This is a genomic window from Deltaproteobacteria bacterium, from assembly GCA_019308995.1.
Taxonomy (GTDB): domain Bacteria; phylum Desulfobacterota; class Desulfarculia; order Adiutricales; family JAFDHD01; genus JAFDHD01.
Genome location: JAFDHD010000073.1, coordinates 1 through 15821, shown reverse-complemented (window position 1 = coordinate 15821; position 15821 = coordinate 1). Strand labels below are relative to the sequence as shown.

Genomic DNA, 15821 nt, shown 5'->3' with positions numbered 1-15821 from the left:
CAACTCCTATCCCTCCTCCTCACCGGCTCCTACCTCTCCAACCCTAGCAAACTCCTATACCCCCTTTACCTGCTTCAAATATCCAGCCTTTAATATGGGATATATTCCTTGTTCCCTGATGTTTACCAGCCGTTAGCGGTTGCATAAAGCCTCTGTTGCCTTGTGCGCCTTCAGATGCTGTCTCCGAGCCCTTCCAGAGGAAAAAGGAAAAAACCAGTTATGCTTCTCCGCTGTAACCCGGTTATCTTACTTTTGAAAATCCGGGTTTCAGTCTCCTGCCTCAGGGCAGGCGGTCTTTTAGAAAGTGAAATAATACCATCCGCTTGTTTTTAAAGTCAATAAGAAGAAAGTATGAATTTTCTATAGTTTTAAAACATGGGTAACACTCCGAAGAAGAAAAAGGACAGTAGCAACCGCTTCTTTACAAGAACCAAAGAAGGTTACCCATGTTTCATGACTAAATACAGCTCATGAAAATTCCTTGACAAAGGGCCTAATATGCAGATGATATAGTATAATTAACAGAAGGTAAAAAGAGAATATCGGCCGTGAGATAAAGAGAGAATACCTCACGGAGAGTGAGTGAAGAGCCTCCGCTTCTTTTAAAAACCTTAGAAGCCTGATCAAGGAAGGAGACAGTACTATGCCCACAAAACGCAGACTGTTGATTACGTTGATCGTGGTATTCATGGCCCTGGTGCTATGGATTCCGCAGGGTGTCCTGGCTGCCGGACCTAAAAATGTCATCTTTTATATCGGCGACGGTATGGCCGCGGCCCAGCGACGGATACCCGAAGAAGTGTATGGCAGGAAGCTGGCTATGAACACCTTACCCGTTGTAGGCATTTATACCACCTATTCCCTGAGCAGTATCGTCACTGACTCTGCGGGCGCCGGGACGGCCATGGCTACCGGCCACAAGACTAGAAGCACATGTATATCTATGGATCGAAAGGGAAAGATCGCTTACGAGACCCTGGCTGAAGCGGCCAAAAAGCTGGGGAAGTCAGTCGGAATCCTAACAACGACTCGCCTTACCCATGCCACTCCAGCTACATTTGCCGCTCACATCAGGACCCGGTATTGGGAAAATAAAATTGCCGATCAATATCTGGATCAGGGGTTCGAGGTCTGGATGGGCGGCGGAAGAAGGTACTTCATCCCCAAAACCGCGCATAATAGACAGGAACCCGATCGCGGCATGAAGAGCAAGCGTAAGGACGAGCGAGATTTGCTTAAAGAGTTTGAAGCAAAAGGTTACAGTGTGCTTCGGACAAAAAGTGAGCTCATAGCACTTGAGATAAAAAAAGGCACCAAGATCTTTGCAGCCTTTACATATTCCCACCTGCCATATTATCTGGACAGGCCTGACGAGGTGCCCAATCTGGCGGAAATGACTCTTGTTGCTATTAAGGTTCTCAAGCAGAACCCCAAAGGCTTCTTCCTCATGGTAGAAGGTGGCCGAATTGACCACGCCTGCCATGCTAACGCTTCAGCTGGCACGGTTGGTGATGTAATAGACCTCGATAACGCGGTCAAGGTAGGAATAGATTTTAGTAAGGAAGATCCGGATACTCTTATCCTCGTGGGCGGAGATCACGAGACCGGTGGTATGGCCATGGGCATCGGAAAAGACTATTTCATGCGGCCAGAGGTCATTAAGAAAGTCACGAAAAGTGAGATGTGGCTTGGCTATGGGAAGGTCCTGAAGACCCCTGACAAGGCCATCGAGATCTTTACTAAATATACCAGGATTACAGACTTAACCGAGGAGGAAACCAAAGAGATAGAGAAAGTTATAGAATATACCAAAGCTGGACAGGGACAAAAAAGTCCGAACCGGACCTACAATCCTTCCTGGTTTGGTTTTACCTTTGCCAGCATCTTGAGCAAACGAGCCCGGATAGGATGGACGACTTTCGCGCATACCGGTCATCCGGTCATGATCACAGCCGGAGGTCCGGGGTCTGAAAAATTCACCGGGTTTTACGACAATACAGATATTCCCAAGAAGATAACCTCCCTATGGGGGGTTACCTTGAAATCCTGGCCGGTAAAGCGAACAGGAAGAAAAAAATAATCCGAAGAAATAAGGCATTTGAAACAAATAAATTTTTAAAAGATTGGAGGGGCAGGAGTTAACTCTGCCCCTTCTTTTTCCATTAAAGACAAGGCATTAATAGACAGAAAGAACCTCAGGAACTCAATGAAGAAGTTTATAACCAGGGATATAGCTTTTGTTGCGGCTGTTCTGCTCATTCCTGCTGGTCTTTTTCTATTTGTTGGCCCTCAAAAGCATAAAAGGGTTACTGTATACGCCCGGATCATTGGGATCGAAGACAACACGGAAATCATGGGGACCTATTTGAAAGTGGGCGAGCAGAAGGTAACCGCCTGTGTCCTTCGGGGACCTTTTCAGGGGCGGAAAATCATTGTTGATAACGACCTGGTTGGCAATCTGATGTTGGACCGATTTATCGAGGTTGGAGACCGAGCCATATTTTCGCTTGATCTGGAAGAGGGGGTCATCAGGGAAGCAGAGCTGGTAGATTTTGATCGGCAGAGCTGGCATCTGATTATGTTCGTTATCTTTGCCATGCTTCTCATCCTCTTTGCCCGGCATACCGGGGTTAAGGCCTTAGTCTCCTTTATCTTCACTGTGGCGGTCCTGGTAAAAATCCTGCTCCCCGCTGTCCTTAAAGGATATGATCCTCTCCTTTTATGTCTCTCCCTGGCCGGTTTGGTAGCATCAGTCACCCTTCTTCTGGTCAGTGGGTTTAGTATCAGGACCCTGGCCGCCATGGTTGGAGTGATGATCGGTATGGTTCTGGCCGCCGGACTGACCGTTCTTGCTGGTAAGGGAATACGACTGGAGGGAATGGCTTCTGAGCATTCGCTCATACTTCTTTTTTCCGGATACCCATATCTTAACCTGGACAGGATATTTTGGGGGGCGGTTATCCTGGGGGCATCGGGAGCCATGGTTGACGTGGCTATTGCCATAGCCACCGCTGTGGAGCAAGTAGTCAAGGCCAATCCTTCTTTAGGCGCCAGGAAACTTATCCAATCAGGGTTTGAAGTGGGGCGGGCAGCCCTCGGCACCATGGTAACCACCCTTCTTCTGGCCTATGCCGGCTGCAGCCTCTTCCTTCTCCTGGTATTTGACGCCAAGGAAACACATCTGGCTCGTATTTTAAATTATAATTTCGTGTCGGCAGAAATCCTGAGAATTCTGGCCGGATCTATTGGCATGCTTATGGTCGCCCCCATAACGGCCGTCATCGCCGGAGTGCTTTACCACCGAATTTACGGTTCGAAAGTCCGAATTGAGAACTCGTACAGGCTAGAAGACGTTAACTGATGAGTAAAAAAATCAAAACAAAAGAAATAACCGGCAGGCTCCTCAATAAGGATACGGTATTCATTATTGTTATACTTTCTTTCTCTGCTGGTCTTTTTCTCTTTGCTGATAGAGAAAAACAGCCAGGTTCAACCCCTGTTATGGCAAAGATCATTCGGATGGAGGATCATACCAAACTCGCAGGTGTGATTAGATTAGGGCAGCAGAAAGTCACAGCCCAAATTATACGGGGACCTCTGAAAGGGCAAGAGATTATTGTAATCAACAAAATGCTTGGGCATCTCATGCTGGACAGATACGTCGAGGTCGGAGACAGGGCCCTGTTCATGCTTGACCTTGAAGAAGAAAAAATCAAGGCCGCGAAACTGGTAGATTACGATCGGCAGAGCTGGCACCTGATAATGTTCATCATCTTTACCTTTCTGCTCATCCTCTTTGCCAGGTACATGGGTGTCAAGGCCTTTGTTTCCTTTATTTTCACGGTGACTGTTCTGGTTAAGGTCCTGCTCCCCGCTATCCTCAAAGGATATGATCCTCTTATTATATGTGTTTCTCTAGCCGCGTTGATGGCCTCTGTGACCCTGGTCCTAGTCGGTGGGTTTCGCATCAGAACGCTCGCTGCGATCGTTGGTGTCACCATGGGTATGGTCCTTACAGCATCCTTGACCGTTTTTATGGGTCAGAGAATGCATTTGCACGGAATCACATCTGATTTTGCAGTTAAACTGCTCTTCTCCGGCTACTCGACTATAAACCTGGATAGGGTGTTCTGGGGCGCGGTCATCCTGTCGGCATCGGGAGCCCTCCTAGATATTGCTATTAGTGTGGCGACCACCGTGGCCGAGGTGGTCAAAGCCAACCCTTCCTTAGGGATCAGGCGGTTAATCCGTTCAGGGTTTGCCATCGGACAAGCAGAACTGAGCACTATGGTTAGCACGCTTCTTTTGGCTTATACCGGGTACAGCCTCTTCCTGATTCTGGCGCTCACGGCGAAAGGGATTTCACTGGATCGATTTTTGAACATCAGTGTTGTATCTGCCTTAATCCTTAGGGCGCTGGCCGGGAGTATGGGCATGGTTATGGTGGCGCCCATCACGGCCGTCATCGCAGGCATACTCTACCACCGGTTTCATGGTTTGCCACAAAACCGGATTCAAGCCGAAAGTGAATTGAAATAATTAATGATGAAAAAAAGAGTTGAAACGGTTCTGCTAGATGCCAGCACTGGCCCCATCGTTGCAATCGGGCAAAAAGTAAAACAAGGAGAGATAGTTGGTTACACTCCTGATGGATCAGCGGCCTTCTCGCCAGTCACCGGAACAGTCCTGGCCTGTCAGTTTGATGCCGATAAACATCTTCTTTGTCTTTTTGTCGAGGCGGAACCATCACCCGGATAGAAAAAAATGGGGGGCTTTCCTCTAAAAGCGCCCCCTTAATAAATTCCCTTCCAACCGTTTAGATTTTTCTTGCGACTTCGTTTGCGCTCCAAACAGCCCCCTTGATGTTTGCGACCGTAGAGCAGTCTCCGATCTTAAAAATCGCTTTTACTTTCCCTTCCAATTCATTAAATAGTGAATCAACAGACTTGCGGCCGCGCGAAATAATAAGGGTGTCATATGGAAGGATATCCTTCCTCCCCTGCCTGCTCACAATCTTGATTCCCTCGGGGGTTATATCCTCCACCTTGATGTTATACAATACCTTCGGATTGCTAACTCTGGCCTCTCTAGGGTGCGACCTCACTGCGTTAACATCTGTTAGCTTTTTAAACATCCAGAATTTCCGATCGTTTCCGGAGTGACTGGTCAGCGCGTTTTCACCGGCTTCACCTATCAGTGTGACGTCCTTGCCTTCTTTGGCAAGCGCAACAGCTAACTCAGCACCGTAAACGTGACCCCAGACGACAACTTTATCGCCAATGGCGTTCTTTTTCCTCAAGGCCTCAATATGGTCCATCACCAGCGGTTTCCCTTCAGTTACCTCGGGCAAGGTCAAGGCAGAGCCCGTGGCTACAATAACTACATCAGGCTTAAGCTCCTTGACATCCGCAGCAGTAACTTCCTTGCAGACCCTTACTTCCACCTTCAGCCTTCTCATCTGATTGCCTAAAAATTCCACAAAATTGTTAAACTCTGCATTCAATGGATTAAGGGCCAAGGCAGCCACTATACCGCCAAGCTCAGGACTTTTTTCCAGCAAAGTGACTTCATGACCCCTCAAGGCGCATACTCTGGCCGCTTCCATGCCTGCCACTCCCCCGCCAATGACAAGCACCTTTTTCGATTTTTCAGCAGGCTCAAGCGCAAGGGAACCTGGTTGGAGGTCATAATTAACTGGACAGGGTGTGCCGCAGCCTTCCAGGCATCCGATGCACTTTCGAATGTCCTCGAACCGGCCATCGAGATACTTATTGGGAGTCTCCGGATCAGAGGTTAACTGCCGGCCCAGATAGATTATGTCAGCTTTATCCTCCTGGAGGAACTTTTCAGCCATATCCAGGTCCACAATCCTGCCGACACCGATGACCGGAAGTTTGGTAACCTGTTTGACGGCCGCGGCATTGTGGATATAGCATCCCCGGGGATAGTACATCGGAATGGTGATGCCCTGGGGAGAGTGCAGAATAGACCCCTGCGAGACGTCAAAGCAATCCACTCCAGCCTTTTCCAAAGCGGGCACAATGATTTGGGTAGTGTCTTCTAAGGTGATACCTCTGTCCTTGAGTAATTCATCAGCACTAATCCTTACCAATAAAGGATAATCCTTTCCAACTGCCTTCCTCATGGCCTTGATCGTCTCCACAGGGAAGCGAAGCCTGTTTTCCCAATTCCCTCCATAATCGTCTGTCCGTCTATTATAGAATGGTGAAATAAAAGAGCAGTAAAGCGTGGCCCCGCCATGGGCGCAGTGCAGTTCTACACAGTCAACACCGGCTTCCTTGAGCATTACCGCCACGTTGGCAAAATCATTTATATTCTGCTTAATGTCATCAACCGTAAGTTCAACCACGCCCTCAATTCCAGGGAAAGGTGAGAGCTTTCCGATCATGATTTCAGATATGGACTGCTTGGGATGGAGTTCGTCTGGATATGGAGGGCCTGAAGGCCCCACGCCTATCATTGGTCCGCCTCCCCCGGTCTGCACTCCAAATTTAGCGCCGTATGAATGAACCATCTCTGCTATCTGCGCCACACGCTCCATGGCGCCAGGCAGGTTTAATAAAGCCGGCGCGAGGGTACCGGTCATAATTAACCCGGCGCCGCCTTTGGCTCTGGCCTCAAACCATTTAACGGTATTATCGGTAATGGTAAAAGTCGTAAGAACATCTGGCATGTTGAGCAGAGGAGCTAACCCAATCCTGTTTTTCAGTTCCATACTTTTTATCTTGAACGGCTCAAAAAGTTTCATACCCATGACGAACCTCCTCAAAAAAGGTGAATAAAAAAAATTGAAAGTGAAATTCTCCAATAATTGAAACAGCAATATCCAATCAAAACAAATTAGTTGTGTCAATATATTTCGACAAACCCAACTGGCACTAACCGAAGTCTGGAAGTGTTTTTATTTTAATTTTAATAGTAGAAAAGTTGATTTTATCCCCCGGATATTTTGTAAAATACAGGTGGCATTAAAATAAAAAATCTTCAAAATTCCCACCAGTTATGACATAATGCCGCTGACATCGAACTCTCGCATTCATTTCAGGCTCAATGTGTTTTTCTAAAACCCTTGACCGATTGATTAACATCAGGAAGAAGGAGATATGAATTACGAAAATATCATCATCGAAAAACGTGACCATATCGCCATCGCGACCTTGAACCGGCCTGAAAAACTTAACACGCTCAGTAGAGACCTCAGGAGAGAATTAGAGAAGGTCACGGAGGAGTTTCAGGAAGATGTTGAGACGCGCGTTGTGATTTTCATTTGAAAAAGAGAACTAACTTTCGATGGCACTCAGAACCATCGTCAGAAACTTGACCAGGTCCATCCCCCCCTTGGTCTGGTTTGCTACCCGGACAATCACAAGGTCCTTGGAGGGGATGATAAATATATTCTGGCCCCGAACACCTTCCGCCATATACCCGTCCCGCGGAATGGTGCCACGGGGTTCCGAAGACCCGCTCCACCTCAGTCGGTAAGGCAAGTTAACATGCCAGAGGTATCCGTATGCCCTCCACATCGCTACACTGGGGTCCGTTTTAGTCGATTTTTCGACCCACTCTTCGGATACAATCTGCTTATCCTCCCAGCGGCCTTTATTGAGGAATAGATATCCGAATTTCGCATAATCCCTGGCCGTGGCCTCTATGCCCCAGGCGGTGATAGTATTACCGGCTGGATCGTGACCCCAGGTGATGCCGGGAGTGCCGATTTTGCTAAACAGGTTTTTCTTGGCGTACTCAAGCGCGGTAAAACCGGTAGCTTTCTGTATAACACCCGAGAGAAGCATAGGATCCCCGGTTGAGTAGATGAACCTGGTACCCGGTTTATGAAGGCCTTCCCTCTCCAGCATGTACTCTAGATAGTTACTTTCCCGAGCCATCTCCAGGGTATTGTTCCTCCCGGTGTAGCCGGGGCTCCAGTCTTCTTTCCAATCCAGCCCGGTTGTGAGCGTCATGACATGCCTTATGCTGATCTTGCTTCGTGGATCCTCCGTATCATCGCAATCCCATTCATCGTAATACTGGCATAATTTTTCATCTATGCCTTTTATAAGGCCTTGTTCAATGGCAATCCCGATCAACGCGCTGGTAAAACTCTTGGCCATTGAATGGCTGGTATGTTTTGAATTGCTTTTAAAGTTTCCGAAATAGGCTTCGCCGACAATGTGGCCTTTTCTGATAATTACCAGCCCGTCCGTTTTGAATTTGGGTGTGGCCGCGTATTCGAAAGCCTCGACCAGCTTCGTGGAATCCATGCCGGCCGCTTCCGGGCTGCAGGTCCGCCATTCTTTGGTCGGCCAGTACTCACCAATGTTCTTCCCCTGGCCAAGATATTTATCGAACCCAGACTTTCCGCGAGCAGCGTCGTCTTTTGCGCTTGAGGCGCCATAGCCGATAAACAGGATGAGAATCGCGGTTATAACAAAAGGCACCAGCAATTTTTCTTTCATTTACAAACTCCTTTTCTCATTAAATCAAAATGTAATAAATCTTATAGCCCATCTGATTAACCTTTCCCCAGCCTGCCGTTAGCCTCCAGTTCACTGGCGACATAGGACAGTCCCAGAGAATCCAGGGTTTTTTTCTTCGGCCAGCCCGAGGCCTCGTCCCACCCCTGGAGCTGGTAAAACCGGGTTTTGAATTCATCGAACTTGTTTCTGTCCAGTGTTCTTCTGGCATAGTAGTGATAATCCCACTTGCCATTTTCAATACCCGGCATATAAGCCTTGCCATCAACATCCCAACTTGCCTTTCTCTTATAAATAATATCGGCAAAATGCACCATGTCCCGGTGACGGCCCTGAAGGGTCCAGATGGCGTGATCCAGGTTCCAGATCTTGCGGCCGAGATTGATCCCGTCCAGGAAGGAAAAATCCTTTCCGGTTACGGCTTTCAGGAATTTAGGCTCGGCGATGCCGGTGGAGCCGATTTTACCAGGGGCGTAAAGATTGAGAAAATCGGGCCAGCGAACGTCGCAAAACAACATGGACTGCTTCCAGAATCGGGTATAGTAGCGGTGCCAGGAGACCAGCTTGGCCATATGCTCGGAATAGATGTTCTTCTCGCTGAAATCCATCATAAGCATATCCCCCTGATAGGGAACCATTTTATCGGTTACAATTTTCACTGCCTCTTCCGCCGTGGCCATGGTTTTTCTGCCCCAGCGTGCGGCGATTTTAGCATCATGTTTCAACCAGTCAAAATCGTGTTCGTTGATGTCCCGGTCACCCAACAGGGTCGCATAACCCCAATACACCTGGGCCCGCGGTTCCTTATGGATGGGCAGGCCCCAATAAGGAAAACTGAGCATACCATTATTCAGGTCCTGTTCCCGCCTACCCCATTTCTCGGCCGCCCAGACAAATCCGCCGGAAATATCTTTGCCAAACTGGCTTTTATTCCCGTTACCGTCATCGCCGTAGGAGACCATCTTCACGAATCGCTCAACGAATTCCTCGCTGCCGTAGTTGCTAAAATCGAGTGGACATTTCGGGATATTGGAAGATTTGAGAACACCATTTTGATTCAGCAGATAGATATACAGCAGACCAAAGCACATTTCCACGGCATTCAGTCCGTATTTATTTATCAGGTCGCTGGCGGTGCGCTGAATATCCAGGCTCTTAGCGTCCCAGTAAAATACAGAGGCAAAGCAGGAGGCTTCGTTTCCCAAGGCATCGTCGTATCTGGCTCGACAGGCGGAATGACACCCCAGGCAGGCCTGGGGTCGCTGACCGATCTTCGGCCGACCGCCGCGCCAGAGCGCGATAGGAGCGGGTGGAGCTTGATGTTGAAATCCCCATCTCTCTATCAAATTTTCGAGGTCAAAAGCGTAATTCTTCTTCTGCCACAAACGGGCGGCCATCAGTCCCTGCGGATCATGGATTTTGATACCTCCCGTCCCTATGACGCTTATGGCTTTGAGGTTCTTGGAGCCCCACACGGCCCCGAAACCACCCTGACCGGCGGCGGAACTGGCATCGTGTATCAAGCAGGCCACCCGGCTCAAATTCTCCCCGGCCGGACCAATGGCAACCACGGCGGGTCTTTGAGTGGTTCGCGCCTCGCTGTTGTTTTGCTTTATCCAGTCGCCGTACTTCCCTTCGCCAGCCACATAATCCCAGATTATTTCCTGGCACTCCCAGGTATCCTTGCCCCATAATGATAAGGAGGCACATTCCCTTATTTTGACGTCGTCATTTCTGATGTCTATCCATACCGGCCTGGATGCTTTCCCCTCAATCACTACTCCATCCCAACCGGCGTATTTGAGCATGGATGAAAATCTTCCGCCAAAATTGCTTCGCGTAAACCAGCCGATGGGATAGGACTGCACCCCAATCCCCTGGACCTCAGTCCTGCCAGAGGCTGCGGGGACCAGGGTCCCTGAAAGAGGGGAAGTCATCAACGTCACCACGTTGGCCGGATTAAACCCGTCTATGGTCTTGTCCTTGACCAGGTCAAAGAAAATGGCCGACCCCATTCCATGCCCGCCGACCCAGTGCTCGTATTTTTTGGTGGGTATGGCTGTGATTTCTTTCTTGGTTAAGTTAACTCTTAATATTTTTCCAGCGTATCCGGACATCCTGTGAGCCTCCAAATTTTCATTCTTTAAAAATTATCGTCTTAGAAGATTCAATAACTGCGCGTATTTCAACGTCTGGGATATCCCAGCCTCCGCCAACTGCGGCCCCTCAGATTTACCACGTATCCTTCATCACCCTTCTGTTTGGGAACATCCTTGGTAAATTTAATCGCGCCCACAGGACACACTTCGACGCAGGCCTGCTTCCCTCCAGGTCCGCCCGGTTCATCCCAATATGGAGTATCGGCGCAAAGGTCGCATTTAAGGGCTTTTTCTTTTTTATCATTATAGATTGCCCTACCCGGCATAAAGGGACATGCTTTAACGCACTCCATACATCCGATGCACTCCTCCTCATTAATCGTTCTGATGTTGCCGTGTTTGGTGTCTATATGAAGCGCACCGGTTGGACAGGCTTCCATACACGCGGGTTCGGTACACTGTCTGCACTGCGATATGGTCAAATCAACAGGAAACCTTTCAAAAGAATTCTGAACCACCTGAATTCTGGCCAGGGACAGATTTTCCTCACCTTCATGCACCAGAGAGCAGGCCAGCATACAACTCATGCAGCCCTGGCACTTTTTGGTGTCAACCAGCAGGTAGCCCTCGGAAACCGGAATCGCCGCCACGCCGTCTTCCAGCCAAATCATTGAAGGCAGTATGCCGGCAACCCCGGCCCCAACAGCTATGTTTTTTGATAACTTAAGAAAATCCCTGCGGGAAAAATCCGCCTTTTCTTTTCCAGTATGCCTGTTTTTTTGATCCTTCATTATTCTTTGCCTCTTAATCATCACTGTTTAATTATTAAGCGTCTTCGGAAAGCGTAAAACGCCAGCAACAATACCACTCCTCCGGATGCTCATCCGGAGGGCAGCCCAGACATTCGGTCTTGATCCTTAAGTCAATGGCCCTGGCAAAATAGGGATATTCAACCATGCCCACGGATTTACAAGGATAATCCTCCAGACCTTTGCGCCTCCGGGCAGACTGCACCCGACATTCATTCATCTCAAAAACCAGACTGTTCGGGCCTTCCTCGATAAGAGACTGCTTGTTGATCCGGGCGTAAAGGCGAAAACTCAAGGCCTTTTTCAACCCTTCGAGCCCGGCCTTTTTAGGGAGCCCCAGGAACTGCTTGATGGATTCCGCCTCAAAGGGCGAAAAACGAACCCAGCAGGAATCATTGCAGCGCTTGGCGTCAAACATACCGCTGTTAAATTCTACGGTCTGGAACCAGACGCCATCATTGGCCAGCCAGTTCTTGGCTACATCGTCCATAAAGTTGAGAAGAACTTCCCTGGGCAAATTCAGCAATGATTTGGGCAGACCGTCCTTCATCTCAAATCCAAGGCTCTCTGCCATTCTGGACATCTGGATGTCATAGCTTCGCTGAAATGCTGCATTGATTGTCTCAAGAGCTCTTTCCATGCCCATTTGATGCTCCACCTCAACAAACCACAACCCGTAGTGCACCACAATGCGGTGGAGCATATCTATAATTAATCGCGCCATCTGTTCCTGATTCAGATCTTCAGGCTTTTCAATGCTGTCAGGCATCTTGCTTTTCCTTTCCATCTCCATATTTGCATCAGGTCCGAATGAGTACTCCGCCCTATTAAAAAGGCCAGTCCTGTGTAATCAAAGCTTGATAACATTTTTAGCCTGGGGCTTTTGATTAATTTCTAAAATATTTCAATAGAATCATTAATCTAAAATCCGCCTCATGTCCAGAGCCTAACCTCGTCGGCCGATGGTTACGCCTCCGTCGCAAATAAGGACCTGGCCTGTCACAAGATCGGAACCGGTAATGAGGGAAAGTATGGCCTCGGCGATGTCCTCCGGGTCAGTGACCCGCCCGAGAGGCGAATTCCTTTCCACGGCCTGCTTAATTCTTTCGTAATTCTCCCCCAACCCTTGCTCGAGCCAGCGTCCGGTGATAAACCCCGGGGCTACCGCGTTGACACGAATCTTCGGCGCAAGCACCCGGGCCAGAGTTATGGTGAGATTGATCAACGCCGCCTTGGAGGCGCAGTATGGGATAGAGCTTCCGGTGCCGGTCATACCCGCAACGCTGGCCACGTTTACGATCTCGCCTTCACCGGCTTCTTCGATCGGTCCTCGCGCCGCACGGGCACATTGAAAGGGCCCTTTTAAGTTCACGGCGAGAATTCGATCCCAGTCCTCATCGCTGACCTCTTCAATATCAGGGTGCGGGATGAACCTTGTCGCGCCCGCGTTATTCACCAGGATATCCAGGCGACCAAACTCCCGCACCGCCGCCTCCACCATGGCGCGACAGGATGCATCGTCTGCCACATCGGCCTGCCATGGCAAGGCTTTCACTCCAAAAGCTTCAATCTCCGCCGCGGTCTTCTCTGCCTCATTTTTTGAACGGCTGTAATTGACAAGCACCGAGCATCCGCGTTTGGCGAGCGCAAGCCCGGTAGCACGGCCGACGCCGGTTCCGCCGCCTGTGATAATGGCGGTCTTACCTTCAATTTCCATATCGCAGCTTACCTCCGCACATCTAACTCGTGTCTTCATTAAATATTAATTATCTCGGGATAATCACATTGAAAAACATAAGAAAGTATCATTAGGGATGTCAAGGAAAAAGTAAAAACGCTCGAAGGGATTGTTAATTCGTTGAGAAGAGACGGAAGGTAATAAAGCTAGAGGCCTTTGAAGCCGGGGGGTTATGGTGTGGTCATGGCAACGAACCTTTCTTTTCTCTTTAATCTGATTACTAAGGGCTAACTGTCTTTTTTAGCCTGCTCTCTACCTCTCTCAAGGATGTTGACGCGCCGCCGCCCCATTTCCTCAAACTCAACATCGTTTATGTGGCGCAGATGTTCATAATGCTCCATCATGAGGGCGTCTTCAAGGCTCATCCCCTGACCCTTGTCAATTACTCTCTTGAGCTTACGCACGGTTCGCTGGTCCGCGCTGATGATGTCGTCAGCCAGCTTCTCAGCAGCAGGCATCAACTCCTCTGGAGACACCACTTTATTGACCAAGCCAAGCTGAAAAGCTTCTTGAGCCGTCATGTAATTTCCAGTAAAGGAAAGCTCCTTAGCCTTCTTGATCCCAACCAGCCGCGGCAGTATCTGACTCAGGCCTCCGCCTGGAAGAACCCCAACCCGGGCGTGCGTATCGGCAAACATGGCCTTGTCCGAGGCAACGATGATGTCGCAGGAAAGGGCCAGTTCAAAACCACCGGTGATGGCAAAACCGTTCACCGCCGCAATAGTGGGCCGGTTCATCCTCAAAATTTCACCCAACATAGAGAAACCGGTGGTGCGCAGCTTCTTTTTCTCCTCAAGCTCCTTAAGATCAAGTCCGGCGCAAAAGGCCCGCCCGGCTCCTGTAATGATGATAACGTCAACACCTTTGTTCTCCTTTATCTCCTCCAGCGCGCAGCAAGCCTCCTGATTTAACTGTTCATTCATGGCATTCATGGCTTCCGGCCGGTTTAAAGTAAGTACAGCCTTTTGCTCTCTTAATTCAAGAATAATTGAAGAATAAGGCATCTGATATCTTCCTCCCTTTTAGACTGTATTCTCTGGAAGAGATTTCTCACAGAGGTTTATGGCCTGGTCATATGTATGAGCGACCAAAGGTCAGCCATTTATATCTTGCTTTCGCTTTCCATCTCGATGCATTTTTTCATCACAAAACCTAAAAAAACATCGCAGGTCGTTTTCCAAAGCTTGTCTTGGATGTATTGATTGCGATCGTCCGGATTGGCGAAATCACATTTACTTAGAGTCTTGCAATCCGTGCTGCCGAATTCTTTTAAAAAATCCTGATACAGCCTGGCCACGGCGCCGATGGCCTTGTTTCTTTCGTCCTGGTGTTCTTCAGGGATACCGTCTTTCCCCTGACCGCAGCGAAGGCCGATGGCGATGCCCGCCCCGATTAAAAGACCACATGAGGTTTGTCCTGATGCAATGGCCCCCATATAACCGGCAGTGGCCCAGCAGTATCCTTCTGAAGGCAGGTCCCACATGGCTTGCAAGCCTTGCAAGGCAGCTTCAGCTCAGGTATAGCGATGCATTCTTTTATACGCTGCCGTTAAAGCCTCGTCGAAAAATTTTTGACTTTTCATCATGAATCCTTTCTTTTTTTGCACCAACGCGCTGATCATCAAGAGATAGGTTATGCCATCATATAATAAGGCTCAGCAATGAGAACCTGGATAATGGTGGTGGAGTATATAAGGAATGAGTCTTGTGTGTCAAACTAGTCAGCGGAAATTTGTCCGGCCAACACCTCATGACCTTTAGGAGTGGGGCCTCCGCCCCCACACCCCTTCACTGACAATGTCAAGGGAGTCAGAGATTATGATTTGCCAGTGTTGCGGGCTAGAGCGCCAGGACTAGTATTCGGTCCCCGGTCAGAGTCTAAAGACCGGCAAAGGCGGTATTGCTCACAAGAGGGTCGAAAAAAAATCTATTGATAGTTATGACAGATTGAGGTAAGAGTTATCTGTCTGGATATGTCTGCAATGAATATCTATTTAATCTATCTACTTTTTTGGTGATATGAAGCAGGGAAGAGGGTCTTTTTAACCTATCATTCAAACCTCACGCATATTGGTATTTTTACCAACAAAAAAAAACACCACTAGTACAAGGGAGGTACAAATGAAACTGGAAGACGTTAAGTGCATTGGGATTATGGGCGCTGGTGTAATGGGCGGCGGCATTGCCCAATCGGCTATTCTGGCCGGCTTCAATGTCATCGTCCGCGACTTAAGCGATGAAATTTGCGAAAAGGCGAAGGACACCATCATCAATGGCCGGTTTGGTTTTAAGGGTGGTGTTGAGAGAGGGAAGCAAACCCAGGAGGAAATGGACCAGGCCCTGGCCAGACTTACTTTCACGACAAAGGTGGAAGACCTGAAGGACTGTGACCTGATCATTGAGGCCATTGGCGGCGGTCCAGACGGGGCACTTGAGAACAAGCCTTTAAAGCAGGAAATCTTTGCCGAATTAGACAAAGTCGTAAAAAAGGATGCTGTGTTTGCGAGTAACACTTCATTTTTTACGATTGCTGATTTGGCTGCCAATACCGAACGCAAGGATATATTCATTGGCATGCATCTTTTCAGTCCGGCCAATATCATGAAACTAGTCGAAGTAACCTACACCCAGGATACTTCGGAGGAGGCGATAAAGTTAATAGAAGACCTGAGCAAGAGCAT

At 48.8% G+C, this 15821-nt stretch carries 14 protein-coding genes; 6 read left to right on the top strand and 8 right to left on the bottom strand.

Going from position 1 to position 15821, the window contains the following annotated elements:
- Nucleotides 1-643: 643 nt before the first annotated feature.
- The 4 genes from JRI95_11825 (at nt 644) to JRI95_11810 (ending at nt 4758) form a co-directional block, all read left to right on the top strand.
- Entirely contained in the window at nt 644-2080 is a 1437-nt protein-coding gene (locus JRI95_11825) for an alkaline phosphatase (GenBank protein ID MBW2062234.1), read from the top strand.
- Between the two features lie 126 nt (nt 2081-2206).
- Complete coding sequence (locus JRI95_11820; protein ID MBW2062233.1) at nt 2207-3361, top strand: YibE/F family protein; 1155 nt, start codon at nt 2207-2209, stop codon at nt 3359-3361.
- 140 nt (nt 3362-3501) lie between these two features.
- Nucleotides 3502-4539, top strand: a complete 1038-nt coding sequence (locus tag JRI95_11815) for a YibE/F family protein (protein MBW2062232.1) — start codon at nt 3502-3504, stop codon at nt 4537-4539.
- Nucleotides 4540-4542: 3 nt separating this feature from the next.
- The gene (locus JRI95_11810) at nt 4543-4758 is read left to right on the top strand and encodes a hypothetical protein (protein MBW2062231.1); all 216 of its coding nucleotides are present in this window, start codon (nt 4543-4545) and stop codon (nt 4756-4758) included.
- Between the two features lie 58 nt (nt 4759-4816).
- Here JRI95_11810 and JRI95_11805 read toward each other — a convergent pair whose 3' ends face one another.
- Entirely contained in the window at nt 4817-6775 is a 1959-nt protein-coding gene (locus tag JRI95_11805; GenBank protein MBW2062230.1) for an FAD-dependent oxidoreductase, read from the bottom strand.
- Nucleotides 6776-7124: 349 nt separating this feature from the next.
- Here JRI95_11805 and JRI95_11800 point away from each other — a divergent pair, with 349 nt between their 5' ends.
- Nucleotides 7125-7292, top strand: a complete 168-nt coding sequence (locus tag JRI95_11800; protein ID MBW2062229.1) for a hypothetical protein — start codon at nt 7125-7127, stop codon at nt 7290-7292.
- A gap of 9 nt (nt 7293-7301) precedes the next feature.
- Here JRI95_11800 and JRI95_11795 read toward each other — a convergent pair whose 3' ends face one another.
- From JRI95_11795 to JRI95_11765, 7 genes are all read right to left on the bottom strand, one after another.
- Nucleotides 7302-8477 (bottom strand): serine hydrolase, encoded by a 1176-nt coding sequence (locus JRI95_11795; GenBank protein MBW2062228.1) that lies wholly within the window; start codon nt 8475-8477, stop codon nt 7302-7304.
- Between the two features lie 56 nt (nt 8478-8533).
- Entirely contained in the window at nt 8534-10612 is a 2079-nt protein-coding gene (locus JRI95_11790) for an aldehyde:ferredoxin oxidoreductase (GenBank protein MBW2062227.1), read from the bottom strand.
- Between the two features lie 68 nt (nt 10613-10680).
- Nucleotides 10681-11385, bottom strand: a complete 705-nt coding sequence (locus tag JRI95_11785) for a 4Fe-4S dicluster domain-containing protein (protein ID MBW2062226.1) — start codon at nt 11383-11385, stop codon at nt 10681-10683.
- A gap of 34 nt (nt 11386-11419) precedes the next feature.
- A complete protein-coding gene (locus JRI95_11780) occupies nt 11420-12172 on the bottom strand; it encodes a cytosolic protein (protein MBW2062225.1) in 753 nt (250 codons plus the stop codon).
- A gap of 177 nt (nt 12173-12349) precedes the next feature.
- Nucleotides 12350-13120: a glucose 1-dehydrogenase gene (locus tag JRI95_11775; GenBank protein MBW2062224.1), complete on the bottom strand. Its 771-nt coding sequence runs from the start codon at nt 13118-13120 to the stop codon at nt 12350-12352.
- A 248-nt stretch (nt 13121-13368) separates the two neighbouring features.
- On the bottom strand, nt 13369-14145 hold the full coding sequence (locus JRI95_11770) for an enoyl-CoA hydratase (GenBank protein MBW2062223.1): 777 nt from the start codon (nt 14143-14145) through the stop codon (nt 13369-13371).
- A 98-nt stretch (nt 14146-14243) separates the two neighbouring features.
- The gene (locus JRI95_11765) at nt 14244-14642 is read right to left on the bottom strand and encodes a C_GCAxxG_C_C family protein (GenBank protein ID MBW2062222.1); all 399 of its coding nucleotides are present in this window, start codon (nt 14640-14642) and stop codon (nt 14244-14246) included.
- A 619-nt stretch (nt 14643-15261) separates the two neighbouring features.
- On the opposite strand from JRI95_11765, the gene JRI95_11760 reads away from it, so the two are divergent.
- The coding region (locus JRI95_11760) for a 3-hydroxyacyl-CoA dehydrogenase (GenBank protein ID MBW2062221.1) at nt 15262-15821 on the top strand (560 nt) is incomplete at its 3' end.

Coding starts and splice junctions, on each gene's coding strand:
- JRI95_11790 (MBW2062227.1), bottom strand. CDS start 10,612: ATGTCCGGATACGCTGGAAAAATATTAAGAGTTAACTTAACCAAGAAA.
- JRI95_11820 (MBW2062233.1), top strand. CDS start 2,207: ATGAAGAAGTTTATAACCAGGGATATAGCTTTTGTTGCGGCTGTTCTG.
- JRI95_11785 (MBW2062226.1), bottom strand. CDS start 11,385: ATGAAGGATCAAAAAAACAGGCATACTGGAAAAGAAAAGGCGGATTTT.
- JRI95_11805 (MBW2062230.1), bottom strand. CDS start 6,775: ATGGGTATGAAACTTTTTGAGCCGTTCAAGATAAAAAGTATGGAACTG.
- JRI95_11795 (MBW2062228.1), bottom strand. CDS start 8,477: ATGAAAGAAAAATTGCTGGTGCCTTTTGTTATAACCGCGATTCTCATC.
- JRI95_11770 (MBW2062223.1), bottom strand. CDS start 14,145: ATGCCTTATTCTTCAATTATTCTTGAATTAAGAGAGCAAAAGGCTGTA.
- JRI95_11815 (MBW2062232.1), top strand. CDS start 3,502: ATGGCAAAGATCATTCGGATGGAGGATCATACCAAACTCGCAGGTGTG.
- JRI95_11810 (MBW2062231.1), top strand. CDS start 4,543: ATGATGAAAAAAAGAGTTGAAACGGTTCTGCTAGATGCCAGCACTGGC.
- JRI95_11775 (MBW2062224.1), bottom strand. CDS start 13,120: ATGGAAATTGAAGGTAAGACCGCCATTATCACAGGCGGCGGAACCGGC.
- JRI95_11780 (MBW2062225.1), bottom strand. CDS start 12,172: ATGCCTGACAGCATTGAAAAGCCTGAAGATCTGAATCAGGAACAGATG.
- JRI95_11800 (MBW2062229.1), top strand. CDS start 7,125: ATGAATTACGAAAATATCATCATCGAAAAACGTGACCATATCGCCATC.
- JRI95_11825 (MBW2062234.1), top strand. CDS start 644: ATGCCCACAAAACGCAGACTGTTGATTACGTTGATCGTGGTATTCATG.